This window comes from Bradyrhizobium manausense (genome assembly GCF_001440035.1).
In the GTDB taxonomy this organism is placed as follows: Bacteria; Pseudomonadota; Alphaproteobacteria; order Rhizobiales; family Xanthobacteraceae; genus Bradyrhizobium; species Bradyrhizobium manausense.
Map to the genome: position 1 here is coordinate 165,198 of NZ_LJYG01000047.1, position 14,641 is coordinate 179,838.

Annotated in this window: 16 protein-coding genes; 8 read left to right on the forward strand and 8 right to left on the reverse strand. The window is 63.3% G+C overall.

Going from position 1 to position 14,641, the window contains the following annotated elements; genetic code table 11:
• Positions 1-1,533, forward strand: a 1,533-nt coding sequence (locus tag AOQ71_RS11955) for an acyl-CoA synthetase (protein ID WP_245316847.1), incomplete at its 5' end; no start/stop codon positions are given.
• Between the two features lie 31 nt (positions 1,534-1,564).
• On the opposite strand, the gene AOQ71_RS11960 is transcribed toward AOQ71_RS11955, so the two are convergent.
• Entirely contained in the window at positions 1,565-2,758 is a 1,194-nt protein-coding gene (locus AOQ71_RS11960) for an MFS transporter (RefSeq protein WP_057746863.1), read from the reverse strand.
• 180 nt (positions 2,759-2,938) lie between these two features.
• On the opposite strand from AOQ71_RS11960, the gene AOQ71_RS11965 reads away from it, so the two are divergent.
• The 3 genes from AOQ71_RS11965 to AOQ71_RS11975 all read left to right on the forward strand — a co-directional run bounded on the left by AOQ71_RS11965 (position 2,939) and on the right by AOQ71_RS11975 (position 5,883).
• Positions 2,939-3,742 (forward strand): MBL fold metallo-hydrolase, encoded by an 804-nt coding sequence (locus AOQ71_RS11965; protein ID WP_057746331.1) that lies wholly within the window; start codon positions 2,939-2,941, stop codon positions 3,740-3,742.
• A 152-nt stretch (positions 3,743-3,894) separates the two neighbouring features.
• Positions 3,895-4,914, forward strand: a complete 1,020-nt coding sequence (locus AOQ71_RS11970) for an alpha/beta fold hydrolase (protein ID WP_057746335.1) — start codon at positions 3,895-3,897, stop codon at positions 4,912-4,914.
• Between the two features lie 15 nt (positions 4,915-4,929).
• Positions 4,930-5,883, forward strand: coding sequence for a fatty acid desaturase (locus AOQ71_RS11975; RefSeq protein ID WP_057746338.1), 954 nt, complete (start codon positions 4,930-4,932; stop codon positions 5,881-5,883).
• Between the two features lie 57 nt (positions 5,884-5,940).
• On the opposite strand, the gene AOQ71_RS11980 is transcribed toward AOQ71_RS11975, so the two are convergent.
• Both AOQ71_RS11980 and AOQ71_RS11985 read right to left on the reverse strand, forming a co-directional pair.
• Positions 5,941-6,180 carry a hypothetical protein gene (locus tag AOQ71_RS11980; RefSeq protein WP_057746342.1) on the reverse strand — a complete coding sequence of 80 codons (240 nt, stop codon included), beginning with the start codon at positions 6,178-6,180 and terminating at the stop codon, positions 5,941-5,943.
• Between the two features lie 137 nt (positions 6,181-6,317).
• Positions 6,318-7,298 carry a helix-turn-helix transcriptional regulator gene (locus AOQ71_RS11985; RefSeq protein ID WP_057746345.1) on the reverse strand — a complete coding sequence of 327 codons (981 nt, stop codon included), beginning with the start codon at positions 7,296-7,298 and terminating at the stop codon, positions 6,318-6,320.
• Between the two features lie 87 nt (positions 7,299-7,385).
• Between AOQ71_RS11985 and AOQ71_RS11990 the strand changes: the two genes are divergently transcribed.
• Entirely contained in the window at positions 7,386-8,030 is a 645-nt protein-coding gene (locus AOQ71_RS11990) for a glutathione S-transferase family protein (protein ID WP_057746347.1), read from the forward strand.
• 89 nt (positions 8,031-8,119) lie between these two features.
• On the opposite strand, the gene AOQ71_RS11995 is transcribed toward AOQ71_RS11990, so the two are convergent.
• The 3 genes from AOQ71_RS11995 to AOQ71_RS12010 all read right to left on the reverse strand — a co-directional run bounded on the left by AOQ71_RS11995 (position 8,120) and on the right by AOQ71_RS12010 (position 11,926).
• A complete protein-coding gene (locus AOQ71_RS11995) occupies positions 8,120-8,905 on the reverse strand; it encodes an enoyl-CoA hydratase/isomerase family protein (protein ID WP_057746350.1) in 786 nt (261 codons plus the stop codon).
• An 11-nt stretch (positions 8,906-8,916) separates the two neighbouring features.
• The gene (locus AOQ71_RS12000; RefSeq protein WP_057746353.1) at positions 8,917-10,026 is read right to left on the reverse strand and encodes a cyclic nucleotide-gated ion channel; all 1,110 of its coding nucleotides are present in this window, start codon (positions 10,024-10,026) and stop codon (positions 8,917-8,919) included.
• A 451-nt stretch (positions 10,027-10,477) separates the two neighbouring features.
• Positions 10,478-11,926, reverse strand: coding sequence for a TAXI family TRAP transporter solute-binding subunit (locus AOQ71_RS12010; RefSeq protein WP_057746357.1), 1,449 nt, complete (start codon positions 11,924-11,926; stop codon positions 10,478-10,480).
• A gap of 403 nt (positions 11,927-12,329) precedes the next feature.
• On the opposite strand from AOQ71_RS12010, the gene AOQ71_RS12015 reads away from it, so the two are divergent.
• Both AOQ71_RS12015 and AOQ71_RS12020 read left to right on the forward strand, forming a co-directional pair.
• Positions 12,330-12,677: a DUF3307 domain-containing protein gene (locus AOQ71_RS12015; RefSeq protein ID WP_057746865.1), complete on the forward strand. Its 348-nt coding sequence runs from the start codon at positions 12,330-12,332 to the stop codon at positions 12,675-12,677.
• Positions 12,678-12,882: 205 nt separating this feature from the next.
• Positions 12,883-13,281, forward strand: a complete 399-nt coding sequence (locus tag AOQ71_RS12020; RefSeq protein ID WP_057746361.1) for a hypothetical protein — start codon at positions 12,883-12,885, stop codon at positions 13,279-13,281.
• Here the strand turns inward: AOQ71_RS12020 and AOQ71_RS12025 are convergent.
• On the reverse strand, positions 13,278-13,592 hold the full coding sequence (locus AOQ71_RS12025; RefSeq protein WP_057746867.1) for a YkgJ family cysteine cluster protein: 315 nt from the start codon (positions 13,590-13,592) through the stop codon (positions 13,278-13,280). The genes AOQ71_RS12020 and AOQ71_RS12025 overlap by 4 nt on opposite strands.
• 5 nt (positions 13,593-13,597) lie before the next feature.
• Entirely contained in the window at positions 13,598-14,296 is a 699-nt protein-coding gene (locus AOQ71_RS12030) for a helix-turn-helix transcriptional regulator (RefSeq protein WP_057746364.1), read from the reverse strand.
• Between the two features lie 113 nt (positions 14,297-14,409).
• Here AOQ71_RS12030 and AOQ71_RS45925 point away from each other — a divergent pair.
• The coding region (locus AOQ71_RS45925; RefSeq protein ID WP_083514161.1) for a hypothetical protein at positions 14,410-14,641 on the forward strand (232 nt) is incomplete at its 3' end.

Sequence of the window (14,641 nt, forward strand, 5' to 3'; positions counted from 1 at the left end):
GAGCCGGGCAAGCTCGCGGTGAGTTGCGGCAGTGTGAGCTGGACCTTCGCGGAGATGGACGCGGTCTGCAACCGGCTCGGCCGCGGCCTGCTCGGGCTTGGCGTGAAGAAGGGCGATCGCGTTGCCGTGCTGTCGCGCAATTCCCACGCCTTCGCTGCGCTGCGCTTTGCCGTGGCGCGGATCGGTGCGGCGCTGGTGCCGATCAACTTCATGCTTAATCCGGACGAGATCAGTTTCATCCTCAAGAGCTCCGGCGCCAAGCTGCTGGCCACCGGCCCTGATTTCGTCGAGCCGGCTCGCGCCGCTTCAGCCAAGGATTGCGCGGTCGAAAAAATGATCTGGATGCCGGGTGAGGATCCCGCCACGGCGCCTGCAGACCTCGCCACCTTCGACGGTCTGCTTCATGCTGACGGCTCGGGCCTCGAGGACTCCGTCGATAGCCGCGATCTCGCGCAGATCGTCTACACCAGTGGCACCGAATCCCTGCCCAAGGGGGCGATGCTGACCCATGAAGCGGTGATGTGGCAGTATGTCAGCTGTATCATCGACGGCGGCATGAGCGTGGACGACAAGTTCTTACACGCCCTGCCGCTCTATCACTGCGCCCAGCTCGACGTGTTCTTGGGTCCGCAAATCTATCTCGCCGCCTCCGGCGTGATCACGGGCAAGCCGACCGCCGACAACATCCTGGCGCTGATCCAGGCACACAAGATCACATCGTTCTTCGCGCCGCCGACGATCTGGATCGCGATGCTGCGCTCGCCGAACTTCGACAAGACCGATTTGTCGACGCTGCAAAAGGGCTATTACGGCGCCTCGATCATGCCGGTGGAGGTGCTGCTTGAGCTCCAGCGCCGCCTGCCCGCGGTAAAATTCTGGAATTTCTACGGCCAGACCGAGATCGCGCCGCTCGCGACCGTGCTGCGGCCGGAGGACCAGTTGCGCAAGGCCGGCTCGGCCGGCAAGCCCGTGCTCAATGTCGAGACGCGGGTGGTCAACACGTCGATGGAGGACGTCAAGGTTGGCGAGGTCGGCGAGATCGTGCACCGCTCGCCGCATTTGCTGTCGGGCTATTACAATGATCCCGCGAAGACCGCGGCGGCGTTTACCGGTGGCTGGTTTCACTCCGGCGATCTCGCCACCGTCGATGAAGAGGGCCACATCACGGTGGTCGATCGCGTCAAGGACATGATCAAGACCGGCGGCGAGAACGTCGCCAGCCGCGAGGTCGAGGAGATGATCTATCGTATTCCCGCGGTCTCCGAGGTTGCCGTCGTCGGCCTGCCTGATCCGCGTTGGATCGAGGCGGTCACGGCCATCGTGGTGGTCAAGAGTGGGGAGACGCTGGATGAGGACAGCGTCATCCAGCATTGCGCCGGCCAGATGGCGCCTTTCAAGGTGCCAAAGCGCGTGATCTTCGTGGATAGCCTGCCGAAGAATCCGAGCGGCAAGCTGCTCAAGCGCGAGCTGCGCCAGCGCTTCGTCGGGGGCGAGACGCTCGACAAGGCGATCCAGAAGAACTTTGGGACGTGAGGCGTTTCTTTTTGGAGAAGAGGACGCCAGCTCAATACTTCTTCACGTGCGCGCCGAAGGCCAGCCACAGCGCCGTCGATGCAAGGCCGAAACCGCCGAGCAGCAAAAACGTCGGGCCGTAGCCGATCCATTGCGCGATCCAGCCGCCGAGCGCGGGGCTCAGGCTCGCGCCGACGCCTTGCACGGTGATGACGGCTCCTTGACCGAGATTGATGCGACCGGTGCCGTCCAGCGAGCGCGCGACCATGCCGGGAACGGCGACCGTCTGTAATCCGGTGCCCATCCCGTCCAATATCTGCATCGGGACCACGCCCCACCATCCCGTCACGAAGAACGCAAGCACGCCCCGGACGGGTAAGAACATGAAGGAGACCAGGATCACCGGCCAGTAGTTGCGCTTTCCCGCGACTTGCATGGCAACCAGCGACGTCACGACCATGACGCCCTGCGCGATGACGACGGTGGTCGCGACGAAGCTCGGACCGTTGGCCTGACGTTCGGCCACCGCTGCAAGGCCATAGAGCGGGACGATGGCTGCATTGCCGAGATGGAAGATGGCAAGCGCGAGCGCCAGCACGAGGAGTGGCTTGTGCTTGAGGAGGACGGACATGGCATCCGGCGGATTCTTGCTCTCATCCTCCTTGCTGCCGCGGGCCTGACGATCGTCGATCGCCTTGGCGGGAATCATCAGCACGCAGGCGATCGCGATAGCACCGAACACGGCCGCCAGCACGAACACGGCGACGTAGCCGAAGGTGTAGCCGAGATAGCCCGACAGCGCCGCGCCGACCATGTTACCGGCATGGTTGAAGGCCTGGTTGCGCCCGTTCAGCGCATTGAAACCCTTTTGCTTGGCCATGCCCAGCGTGATGCCAGTCACCGCCGGCACGATCGCAGCGCTCGCCAGCGATTGCGCGACTTGCGAAAACGTCACCGCCCAGAAATTCTGCGAGATCAGGATGATGGCGGAGGCAAGGACCACAAAGATTCCGGGAATGACCACCCACAGCCGCTTGTTGTGGCTGGAATCGATAAAGCCGCCGATCGGCGTCGTCACCAGCATGCCTGCGACATTGCCGATCGTCAGCGCAGTGCCGATCAAGCCGGTGGTCCAGCCGCGCTCTTGCAGGAAGACGCCGACGAATGGGCCGATGCCGGACTGCATGTCCGCCATGAAGAAATTGACGGCGAACAGCGGCCAGATGCGCGAGGGACGCGATGTCATCGAAACGCTGAACGTGATGCTGCCGATCGCATGAGGTCTCGCGCAGGTGGAAATGGCCGACTGTTTGTGCCGGAGCGGTCCGAAAAGTAACATGCGCTAACCGCGTTGGTTCCTCCGGACTTGCAATTGGAGGGACGCGACGTCACCTCATCGGTGTCCACTCTCGTTCCGGATCACGCCATGCCCCTTTGGACCTGCGAAACCTGCGGTGCGCAATTTCCGGACACCGGAAATCCGCCGGCGTCCTGCCGGATCTGCGAGGATGAGCGGCAATATGTGAACTGGAAAGGCCAGGCCTTCCTCACGCGGGATGCGCTGGCAGAGCGTCACCGCCTCGTCTGGCACGACGATCTCGGCCTGACCGGCATCGCGCTCGAGCCGAGCTTTGCGATCGGCCAGCGCGCGCTGCTGGTCCCCGATGGCGGAGGGTACGTGATGTGGGACTGCATTCCGCTGGCAACGCCGGAGGCGGTGGCCCATGTCAAATCGCTCGGCGGCCTGACAGGGATCGCGATCTCGCACCCACATTATTATGGTGCGCTTGCGGACTGGAGCGAAGCGTTCGGCGGGGTGCCGGTCTATCTGCACGCTGACGACCGCCAATGGGTGACACGGCCGCATCCGTCCATCGTGCACTGGACCGGCGATCAGCATCGCATCTCGGACGATGTGCTGCTGTTGCGGACCGGCGGCCATTTCGCCGGTGCCACCATGTTGCATGATGCGCGCGGCGCCGATGGCAAGGGCGCACTTCTGACCGGCGATATCGCGCAGGTGACGATGGATCGCCGCTTCGTCAGCTTCATGTATTCTTATCCCAATTACATGCCGCTCAACGCCGCCGCGGTACGGAGGATTGCGGCTGCGGTCGCGCCTCTCGCGTTCGATCGCATCTACGGCGCCTGGTGGAGTCGCAACATCGCTGGCGGCGCCAAGGCCGCCTTCGCGGCCTCGGTCGAGCGATACATCGCGGCCATCGCCTGAGCCGGCCGGAACGCCATTGCCTATCGCCATTAACTGGACTATAAGTACACATATTAGGCGCGACGCAACGATGCGTTCGCTGGTCCGGCACGATCAATGCATCGTGGCTTTGGCGGGCGCGTGTTGTCGCCGTGTGAGCGGGAATAGGACGCATGACCGGGCGGCGCGACTACGAGATCTTTGAGGCCGGCAATTTCGTGCTTCAGTCCGGCGCTGTCTTCCCCGCGATGAACCTCGCCTACAAGACTTATGGCGCGCTGAATTCGGCCAAAGACAACGTCATTCTCTATCCGACCTCATTCAGCGCGCAGCATTTCGACACCGAGTGGTTGATCGGGCCCGATGGCGTGCTCGATCCCACCAGCTATTTCATCATCATCCCGAACCTGTTCGGCAACGGTCTGTCGTCGTCGCCATCGAACTCCGGCAACGAACCATTCCCGCAGCTCACCTATCACGACGCCGTCGCGGTCCAGCATCGGCTGCTGACCGAGCGCTTCGGCATCACAAAGCTGGCGCTGGTCTATGGCTGGTCGATGGGCGGCATGCAGGCGTATCACTGGGCCGCGCTTCACCCCGACATGGTCGAACGAGCAGCGGTCGTCTGCGGCAGCGCGCGATGCGCGCCCTACAATTACGTGTTCCTGGAAGCCGTGAAGGCTGCGCTGTCAGGCGATCCCGCCTTCCGCGACGGCCGCTTTGTCGAAAGGCCCGTTGCCGGCTATCGCGCCATGGGGCGCGTCTATGCCGGCTGGGCGATGTCTCACGGCTTCTATCGCGACGAGCTCTGGCGCGAGGCCGGCTTCACTTCGCTCGAGGACTATCTCGTCCGCGCCTGGGACGCGACCTTCGCTCGGCGCGATGCCAACGATCTGCTGGCGCAGATCAGTATCTGGCAGACTGGCGATATCAGCCGGTGCGCTGCCTTCGGCGGCGATTTAGATCGCGCGCTCGGGGCGATCAAGGCGCACATGCTGCTGATGCCGGGCGCCACTGATCGTTATTTTGACGTGCGCGACAATGAGGACGAGCTCGGCCGCCTCGTCAACGCAAAATCAGCCGTGCTGCATCCGATCCCGTCGCTGCACGGCCATCGCGCCGGCAATCCCGTCAACAATCCGCGCGACCGGGCCTTCCTTAAGGCCGAGATCGCAGAGCTTCTCAACAAGTAACGCAGGTCCCTGATCATGACTGACGCGACCGTTTCCGTTTCAGAACCGGGCCACCGCCTGAAGCCGCTGACGCCGGCGATGCTGCGCCAATTGTCGGTTCGCTCCGATCTCAAGGGCGCGGTGCGCAGCCTCTGCCACTACGCAATGGTCGTGCTGGTCGGATCGTTGATCTGGAAGGTGAGCTCGCGCTATGGCGTCCTCTGGGCGTTGCCGCTGATGGTGATACAGGGCTATTTCGTCGCCTTCCTGTTCATGGCGCTGCACGAGACCGCGCACAAGACCGCGTTCAGGAGCCGCGGCCTCAACCTCGCGGTCGGCTATCTCTCGGCCTTCATCATCGGACAGCCTTACGAATATTACTGCCTGTTCCATTGGGACCATCATCGCTACACCCAGGATCCCGAGAAGGACCCGGAGCTGATCGTCGGCGTGAAGCCGAAATCCGACACCCAGGTCGCGCTTGCCTATAGCGGTCTGCTCCAGGTTGCCGGGCGGCTGCGGCTGATGCTCGGTCATGCCGTCACCGGCAAGGTCACGGTACCCTGGATCCCCGAGAACAAGCGCGTCATCATCGTGACCGAAGCGCGCGTCTATGCCGCCCTTTATGTCCTGCTGTTCGCGCTCTCTCTGTGGTTCTCCTCGACCCTGCTGCTCAAGGTCTGGATCGCTCCGCTGGTCGCCGGGCAATTCTTCCTGCGGCCCTATCTGCTGGCCGAGCACACCGGCTGCGAGCGCACCCGCAGCGCCTTCCAGAACACCCGCACCACCTACACCGGCGCGGCCGTCAAATGGATTGCGTGGAACATGCCCTATCATGTCGAGCACCACGCCTACCCGTCGATTCCGTTTCACGCATTGCCGAAGCTGAACGCGATCGTCGACGGCGAGATCGTCTATCGCGGCAACGGCTATATCAGGACGACACTTGAGACTTGGGCGTGGTTTCGCAGGCAGCTGAAGGGCGCTTGAACCTAACGCAAAGCTCCGGTCGCAGCGCGACCGGAGCTTTGTCGTGAATGCACGCTATCAGTAGACGGTATAGCCGCAGACATTCACGACGCGGACACGCAGACCGTGACGGGTCTGGACGACGCGCTCCTGGTAGCAATTGTCGATGCCGGTGTTGACGTAGAGGCCGCCATAGCCAAAGCCCCAACCGGGACCCCAGTGGTGGTGGAAGCCGTGAGCGGACGCCGCGGTGGGCATGAGAGCGGCGGCGCCGAGCGAGCCGGCGGCGATCAGACCAAGTGCAAGCTTACGAAACATTCTCATTCTCCGGTGTGGCGCGAGGCCGTTGTTATGTCCCTGCTTCTCGGTCGAGCCGAAGCGTGATTGCGTTCACACGGCGAGGTGAGAATCGTGTTTCAGAATGGTTTCGTCGGTCGCGGTGAAACCCGCCGCAGTCAGGCTTTTCGCGCCGCGCGATAGCGCGCCGCCATCGCCCGCGTCATCTCGGCGATCTTCTCGCGGAGATCGGAGGGCTCCAGCACTTCGGCTTCGGCGCCGAGGCGCAACAATTCCGCGGCGGCATGCCATGATGTCTTGCCCGTCGGGACTCTGGCGATACGCCAGCCGTCCGCATCAGCGGTCTCTTCAATCTGCGTGCGCGCCCTGACGTAAGGCTGGCTCAGCGCGTCGAGCAGTTTTACGCCTGATGGCGAGAGCCGCACGACCGCGACGTTAGGGTGCATCTCGGCCTCCAACCGCAGCGTCGCATCCCGCCAGTAGGCCGCGAGGTCGAAATCGGCAGGGCGATCGAAGCTGTCGTCGAGCGCCTTGCAGTCAAGCACGCGCGCGACGCGATAGGTACGCACGCTGCCATCGACTTGACCTGCGAGATACCAGCTGCCGCCCTTGAGCACGAGACCGAGCGGGGCGACACGGCGCTGCTTCTCCGAGCGCCAGCTCTGGTAGCGAATCCTGATCAATGTTCCGCGCAAAGCGGCGCCGGCAATGGTGCGCAGATGCGTTGGCTCCTCCGTTTCGCCAAACCAGCCCGGCGCGTCCAGATGAAAGCGCTCCTGCATCCGGCCGGCGTCTTCGCGCAAATTTGCCGGCAGCGCCGCCATCAACTTGTTCTGTGCAGCGATCATCGCGGCATCCAGCCCCAGCGCCGCCGCCGGGCCGGGGAGCCCTGCGAGGAAGAGCGCGCCTGCTTCGCTCTGAGACAGCCCGTTCAGCCTTACGCGATAGCCATCGAGCAGGCGGTAGCCACCCTCCGCACCGCGGTCGGCATAGACAGGGACGCCGGACGCCGCGAGTGCGTCGATGTCACGGTAGATCGTACGAACCGAAACTTCGCAGGCCTCTGCGAGCTCGGGTGCGGTGACCTGCCCCTTGGCCTGGAGGGTGGTGAGGATCGATAGCATCCGGCTCGCGCGCATATTTCCTTAAACCATACCTGACACAGGATGTCAGGTATGGTCGGTTAGAGATGCGGCCATCGCAAGCCGACCCGAGGGAGACCTGCCATGACCGACCCGAATCGCATCACGCTATATTATTCGCCGCAGAGCCGGGCCACCGGCACACGGGTGCTGCTGGAGGAACTGGGGGCGCCCTACGATCTCCATATCCTCAACATGAAGGCGGGCGAGCAGCGGCAACCGGCCTATCTCGCCATCAATCCGCTCGGCAAGGTACCGGCAATCCATCACCACGGGGAGCTCGTGACCGAGCAGGTCGCGATCACCATCTATCTCGCCGATCTCTTCCCCGAGGCGGGGTTGACGCCCACCCTGAATGATCCGCTGCGCGGTCCGTATCTGCGCTGGATCGCCTATTATGGCGCTTCGTTCGAGCCGGCCCTGATCGACAAGTTCATGCGACGCGAGCCAGCCCCGATCACACAGTCGCCTTATGCCGACTACGACACCATGCTCGGGGCGCTCGAGATGCAATTGTCGAAGGGGCCGTATCTGCTCGGCGAGCGGCTGACCGCCGCCGATGTCCTGTGGGGTGTCGCGTTCAGCTGGACCATGATGTTCGGCATCGTGCCGAAAAAGGACGTCTTCGTTCGCTATGCCGAGCGCATCACCTCGCGACCGGCGTTCCAGCGTATCAGCGCGGCCGACGATGAGATGGCTGCGCAGCATGCCAAGGCTGTGGGAGCCTAAGCCTCACTCCGCTGTCGTCCCGGGCTCGCGCGTCGCGCGCCCCGGGACGACCACCGAGTATGAGGCGCGCCCTCGGACGCGCTGCCCCCTCAAAACCTCGGTGCCCGCTTCTCCGCGAACGCCTTGATACCTTCCTTGATCTCGTCGCCGCGCATGCTGTCGCGATGGCGCTGCTCTGCGGCCGCCTCGTCCAGTTCGCCGCGAGCGAATTCATTGATGGCGCGCTTCATGCCGCGCATCGCATTCGGTGCGTTGCCGGCGAGGATGTTGGCGAGCTTGTCGACTTCCTCGTCTAGAAACTCGACCGCCACCATGGCGGTGAGATAGCCGATCCGCAGCATTTCCGGCGCAGTAATCTTTTCCGCGGTGAGGAACAGCTTCTTGGCATTGTCGACGCCGAGCCGGGTCACGTAGCGTTTGATGCCGCTGCTGTAGTAATGCAGCCCGAGCCGGGCCGCCGGCATGAACATCTCGGCGGTGTCGACGCCGATACGGAAATCACAGGCGAGCGCGAGATCGGTCGAGCCGCCATACACGCCGCCATTGAGTCGGCAGATCGTCGGCACGCCGAGATCCTCGAGCCGGTTGACGACGACTTCGAAGGCCGAGCCCGCGCTCTGCTGCTCGTTGGCGCTGACCGCGCGCTCGGCGACCGAGTTGAGATCGTAGCCGGCCGAGAAGGCGCGTCCCGTGCCGGTCAGCACCAGGACGCGGATATCGGGATCGGCCTCGATCCGGTCGAACAAGTGGACGAGCTCGCCAAGGTCTTCGGCCTGGAGCCGGTTGAGATGCTTGGGCCGGTTGAGGCGGATGGTCGCACGGGCCCCGTCGATTTCGAGCAGGGGGCTGGAAGCCGCGTCGGCTGTCTCCGACATTCTTGTCTCCACTACCTGTTTTCGAGCGCGCGCCGTTTGGCTTCGGCGTCGATGGTCTCGGCCAGATCGGGGTGCCGGGCCATCAGCACGCGGAAGTCGACGAGGTCGAGCACGAGCAGCCGCGACACTTTCGTGGTCGAAACGTTGGCGCCGCGCATGTTGTTGCCGAGCAGCGCCATCTCGCCGAAGAAGGCGCCTTCCCCGAGCTGTACCTTCTTGCCGGGCAGGTCGACCTCGACTTCCCCGGCGGCGATGAAATACATGCAGTCGCCCTGCGTGCCCTTGCGGATGATCATGGTGCGCGCCGGCAGCTCCATCGTACGAAGCATGTGGGTGACATCGGCGATGGCCGCAGGCCCCAGCGCCGCGAAGAACGGCACCTTGCTGACGGATTCCCAGGTCTTGAGGAAATTGTCACGGCGGGTCTCCGCTGCGAACCCGGTCGCCAGGATACCGGTCCAGAGGCCGAACACGCCGAGGCCGGAGATCATCACCAGCGCCGCCACCATGCGGCCGAGCGGCGTGACCGGCACGACGTCGCCATAGCCTGTCGTGGTCAGCGTGACGACCGCCCACCACAGGGCGGCGGGAACGCTGCCGAATGTTTGCGGTTGCACGTCCCGCTCCAGGAAATACTCCGCGACGGAGGCGAGAAAGACCACCATCAGGAAAATCACGAGCACGCTGAGCAGCGGCCCCGATTCCAGCACGAGCACGCGGCGGAGCTGGCGCAGGCCGGGAATGCCCGGCACGACCTTCAACACCCACAGCACGCTCAGCAGCCAGGCCGTCTTGGGCTCGGCGCCGAGGATCAGTGCGATCGGTACGGCCAGTGCCCCGACGGTATCGACCAGCCCGGCGGAGGAGGACATGTAAAGTCCCAGCCGCCCTTGCCGTCTCATATGGCGCAGCCGGACCAGCCATTCGAACACGAAGTAGGCGAGGCTGGCCCACAGCAGGAGATCGACCCAGTGGTGTGCCGTTTCATAGGCCGGGTTGAGCGTCAGCAGCACCATGCTGAGCACGCCGACGGTCACGGCCACATAGGCCGCTTTGGTCATGTTGCGGCCGGCGGTCGCGGCCACGAACTGGGCCAGGGCGGGAAACATCGGCTTCAACATGAGGGATGACGGCTCGGTCTGGCTCTTGCGGTCCCCGGGGCTGGGACTTCAGCGCCAAAGTGCCCGTCCGCACGAGGGCCGTCAACGACAGGCGCCCGCCTTCGATGCGGGTGGCTAATCCGGTAGGTCAAGCCGTCACTTGAAATGGGGTGGCTCGTCATAGCCGCGGCGGCTGCTCAAGAACAGCAGCATCATCAAGCCGATGCCGACGACCACGGAGAACCCCGCTCCGAGCGCCAGGGCGACATAGCCTTCNCGCCGCCGACCGACATGGCCGAATAGGCGAAGTAGCCAACCGCAACCAGCATTCCCAGCAAGATGATGAGAAGGAGCATACGCATGGTGCGTTCTCCGGTTGTGTCCCTAACCAACGGTTGTTTTGTGAGACGGTTCCGCGAGAGACACGGCCGCGATTGGCCGGGAAAACAATCCCCCGGGCGCGATCGATAGGTCAGGCACTCTGAGCTGTCTTCACCGCCACGACATTGGTGTCGTCATGCGGGGGAGGGAGGTCCTGTCGGGTGGCCTTCTCGAGCTCGCCGGCATGGCGCTTCAGGTAGTCGCGGCGCATACCGATCTCGTCGCGGACAAATTCGTAACCGAGCTTGAAAGTATCGAGCCCGTCGGTACTGATCGTGCCGTCGCGCAGACCGATGACCGCGCCGCGCAAGATGCTCTCAAGCTCGTCCTGGAGGCATTCGAGCTCATCCGGTGAATGGGCGTGTTCGATGCGTTCGCCGATGTCGAGGATGGCGGTGGAGAGCTCACTTGCCTTTTCCGGCGCGATGCGGGTGATCTTGGCGTAGATTGCGGCGAAGATCGAGCCGATGACGCTGAGCGCGGCGGCGCCCAGATACATCATGTCGCTGTATTTATCCATGAACGACTTGGTGTCATCGTTGATGTAGTCGGCCGCGCCCTGATGCGCCATCACGTAGGCGTCCTTCTCGACCGACGCCGGCTCAATGTGGGTCGCAAAGCCGTTGTCGAGCCCCAGCGCGGATTTGTTCTCGTAGACGATGCGCGCGATGTCGCCGGCGGTGGTACCCGACATTTTGGATTGAGCGACCAGGAGCCATTCGAGCCCGATCGTATCGAGATCGTCGTCGGGAATCTCGGGCGATGCCGACAGCGTGCCGGCCGTCAGCGTCTCGTCGGAAATGCCGGGGAATTTGCGCGCCAGCGCCTTGGCCTCATCGATCGCATTCAGCGTGAAGCCGCCGCGCTTGGCGACCTGTTCATAGGCCTTCTCGCGCACGGCCTTGGAGGCGTGGACGATTGCGATCACCGCGCTGAAGCCACTGGCGGGCGCGAACAGCTTGTCCAGGGTCATGCCTTGCGGCGCCATCTGGATCTTGGCGGCGTCGGGGCTGTCGGGGGCGATATCGAGTAGGTTGCGGACGAAGGCGAGCGAGGATTCGCTGTCGGCGCGAACCGCGACCTTTTTCTTCTTCAGCTCGGCCAGCGACTTGATCTTTTTATTGCCGGGACCGAGCAGAAGCACGAAATCGTGCTCCAGCAGCGCCAGAGTGCGCGCCCGCGCCGGCACCTTGGCGTCGGTGCGCAGGATGGCGAGATCGGCCTGCCTGCGGTCGAATTGCGCGATTGCCTTGGCGTTGTCGGGATTGTTGACGATCTTGATCCGGAAACGCGAGCCGCTGTTCTTCAGCAGCGTGGCGAGCTTGTTCGCGAACAGGGCTTCGTCGCCGTCGGGCCCGCCAACAGCAAAGGTCAGCGTCTCCGAATTGTGCAACCAGGCGCGGCCCGCCCAGACGGTCGCCAGCGACAGCAGCAGGGTGAGCACGACATACAGCAGCACCTGCTGCTGATTGGTCTTGATCACTTTGGGACGCCGTGGCGGCGGGGGTTCAGTCGACGAGGTCGGGCCTTCAGCACTCATGGCAGCACCTGGCCTTATTCCTTGAACGGCGGGCGGCCGGATCGTCGCCGGCAGCCTGCGCAAAAATTTCGTAAGCGTTTAAAAAAGAACGATAATCCTCTACTCCAGGATGATAGCGCTCCAGTTGCGGAAAGCAAATTCCGCGCCGGAGGTAACCTTACCCGGGGCGACCTCTGGTCTTGTTGATCCTATCACCGTTTAGCCACACTTGGCGATTTTCCGGTTCCCCCGGCTGCATTCCGGCGCAGGAAATGTCATAAATCGTCGGTCCCGATGGATTTGATGGGACCAAGAAGAAGTTGCGCTGAACGCTCCATTTTTTCTTTTCGAGTCAACGAGGGCGTCAGCTTTGTCGTTTCCACCTCTGTCATCGGCGGTTCCGGTCGAAGCGCTCATTGGCTGGATGTTGCTGCTTACCTTCAAGCACATCATCGCCGATTTCGTCCTGCAAACGGCCTGGATGGCGCACGGCAAGGACCAGAAGCACGGCTGGGCTTTGCCGCTCCTGGTGCATTGCCTGATTCACTTTGCGGTTGCGTTGCCATTGATCCTGATCGTGGCGCCAAAATTCTGGTTCGTGGCGCTGATCGATTTCGTCATCCACATCACCATCGATCGCGCCAAGGGATTTGTGTCGGCTAATTTCGGCGTCAACCAGGAGCACCCCTGGTTCTGGACCCTGATCGGCGTCGACCAGGCGCTGCACCATCTGACCGGCTTCGGCCTCTCCATCTTCATGGCGGCGAACTGAGCTTCGACCTCCATTCCGAGGCCCCGCCGGTGGCGGGGATCTTGAAGGACTGCCGCAAGGCCACCGCCGACGCCGCATTCAACCCGGTAGGGCTGCGCTCTGATTCGCGGCATAAGAGCATGGACACCGGGTGACTACCGCCCAGGGTGGTTAACCTTTCATTAGAGAATTGCGCGGCATCTTCCGGACACGAGGGAGAACTGCAATGTTTTCAAGCCGCGACGCTTTTGAAAGCGATTTCTGCCCGGTTCGTGACGAGCTTCTTGGCGAGATGTACCGCGCCAATGAAAGCGGTCTGCCGAGGCTGGTTGAGAGTGTTTCCCCTGACGTCCGCGCCAGGCTGGCGCTGTTTTGCTATCGCCGCAGCCATCTGCACTCGTTGGCCGTCGTGATCGCGCGCAGCTGTAGCGAGCGCGACCTGATCGAGAACGGTGGCCGTGTCGGCTCGACACTCTACGCGTTGTCGCGCGAAGGCTCGGCCAAATCATCGCCCTCGCTGTCGGGAGGCCGCAAGCCGATCACGTTGTCGACCAAGCCGCTCTCGGTGCTCGCACCGCTGGACGACGAAATCGACGACGAGATCAGCGAAGCCGTTCCCGCCTAAGCGGTCTCTATCGCAGGCAGCCCGAACTTCCGCCGCGCCATCGCGCATTCGGCATCTCCAGGCATGCAGGTGCGGCACACCTGCGGCCGCACCGCATAGATGCCGCACGTGGTCGCCTTGCCGATATCTCCCTGCAACGCCGAACAGCGATCGCCCTCGCAGCGCATGCCGGACTGACGCGCGTTGACGAGGCCCGAAGGGATCAACGCAAGCTCCTCGTCGCTCTCGATCGAGAAACGCGGCCAGTTTTGCGAATAGCCGCAGCAGGCGCCGCAGCTCTGGCAGCAGTTCGATTGATCGATCTCTTCCATCGGCATCACGTGTCCTTCGGCGGTCCCCAGACCAGGCTCTGCCGCCATTTCGCGCGCAGCACGTCGCGCCTTTCAGGATATCGCTCGTCGAGATAGGTCGCCTCCACGACGCGGTCGGTGCGGAAGCTGCGGAAGTCTCCGCGTAGCTCGCACCACGCGGCGAGCAGACGCACGGCTTCGAGATAGCCGACCGAGATCGGCCAGATCATGCGCTCGCTGGGACGACCCTGTTCGTCGCGATAGCGCAGCATGATCTTCTTGCCTTCGTGGATCTGCGTGCGCGTACGCGCCATGTCCAGACGGTCAGGCTCCCTGTTCCAGCTCGGCCGCGCCCGGCTCGCCGGCTCCAGCACGAAGGGCCGCAGCCGCTCGGGCACAGTGTCGGCGATCTTGGCCATCAAATCTTCGGCCGCGCGCGCCAGCGTGGAATCGGCATGGCCCGCGACCCATTGCGCGCCCAGCACCGCCGCCTCGATCTCGTCCGGCGTCAGCATCAAGGGCGGCAGGTCGAATCCTTTTTCCAGGATGTAGCCCATGCCGGCTTCGCCGCGGATCGGCACGCGCTGGCCTATCAGCGTTGCGATGTCGCGATAGATGGTGCGCTTCGAGGTCTCGAGCTCGGCTGCAATTGCGTCCGCGGTCAGCGGCTTACGGGTGCGCCTCAGCACCTGGATGATCTGAAACAGCCGGTCGGCACGTCTCATGACAATTCTCTCATCGAACGGCGGATCAGGAATCGGCGCGCGGCTGCTGACAGGATGTTGGCAGCAGGGGAGTTCTATACCGGGACAACACATCGACTGAAGAGGGTTTGTTCATGATCACTCCGATCCATCTTGGCCTGGCTGGCCCGCTCTGGCGAGCGCAAGCTTCGTTGCATGCCAGAGTCTTTGGCCGCTTCGTGTTTCTCGAACTCACTGCCGTCGACCTCCGCCTCGCGATCGCAACCGTGGTGACACGTTCGTTGATCCAGGCTGCGGACGCGCTCGTCCGCCATGTGATGGGCCGCGCCTGGCGGGGGGCCCGTTTCGCAGAAGATATCACGGCTG

Bases quoted from the DNA above. Each gene is read 5' to 3' on its own strand.
- AOQ71_RS11960 (WP_057746863.1), bottom strand. From the start codon at position 2,758: ATGACATCGCGTCCCTCGCGCATCTGGCCGCTGTTCGCCGTCAATTTC.
- AOQ71_RS11965 (WP_057746331.1), top strand. From the start codon at position 2,939: ATGCCCCTTTGGACCTGCGAAACCTGCGGTGCGCAATTTCCGGACACC.
- AOQ71_RS11970 (WP_057746335.1), top strand. From the start codon at position 3,895: ATGACCGGGCGGCGCGACTACGAGATCTTTGAGGCCGGCAATTTCGTG.
- AOQ71_RS11975 (WP_057746338.1), top strand. From the start codon at position 4,930: ATGACTGACGCGACCGTTTCCGTTTCAGAACCGGGCCACCGCCTGAAG.
- AOQ71_RS11980 (WP_057746342.1), bottom strand. From the start codon at position 6,180: ATGTTTCGTAAGCTTGCACTTGGTCTGATCGCCGCCGGCTCGCTCGGC.
- AOQ71_RS11985 (WP_057746345.1), bottom strand. From the start codon at position 7,298: ATGCGCGCGAGCCGGATGCTATCGATCCTCACCACCCTCCAGGCCAAG.
- AOQ71_RS11990 (WP_057746347.1), top strand. From the start codon at position 7,386: ATGACCGACCCGAATCGCATCACGCTATATTATTCGCCGCAGAGCCGG.
- AOQ71_RS11995 (WP_057746350.1), bottom strand. From the start codon at position 8,905: ATGTCGGAGACAGCCGACGCGGCTTCCAGCCCCCTGCTCGAAATCGAC.
- AOQ71_RS12000 (WP_057746353.1), bottom strand. From the start codon at position 10,026: ATGTTGAAGCCGATGTTTCCCGCCCTGGCCCAGTTCGTGGCCGCGACC.
- AOQ71_RS12010 (WP_057746357.1), bottom strand. From the start codon at position 11,926: ATGAGTGCTGAAGGCCCGACCTCGTCGACTGAACCCCCGCCGCCACGG.
- AOQ71_RS12015 (WP_057746865.1), top strand. From the start codon at position 12,330: ATGTTGCTGCTTACCTTCAAGCACATCATCGCCGATTTCGTCCTGCAA.
- AOQ71_RS12020 (WP_057746361.1), top strand. From the start codon at position 12,883: ATGTTTTCAAGCCGCGACGCTTTTGAAAGCGATTTCTGCCCGGTTCGT.
- AOQ71_RS12025 (WP_057746867.1), bottom strand. From the start codon at position 13,592: ATGGAAGAGATCGATCAATCGAACTGCTGCCAGAGCTGCGGCGCCTGC.
- AOQ71_RS12030 (WP_057746364.1), bottom strand. From the start codon at position 14,296: ATGAGACGTGCCGACCGGCTGTTTCAGATCATCCAGGTGCTGAGGCGC.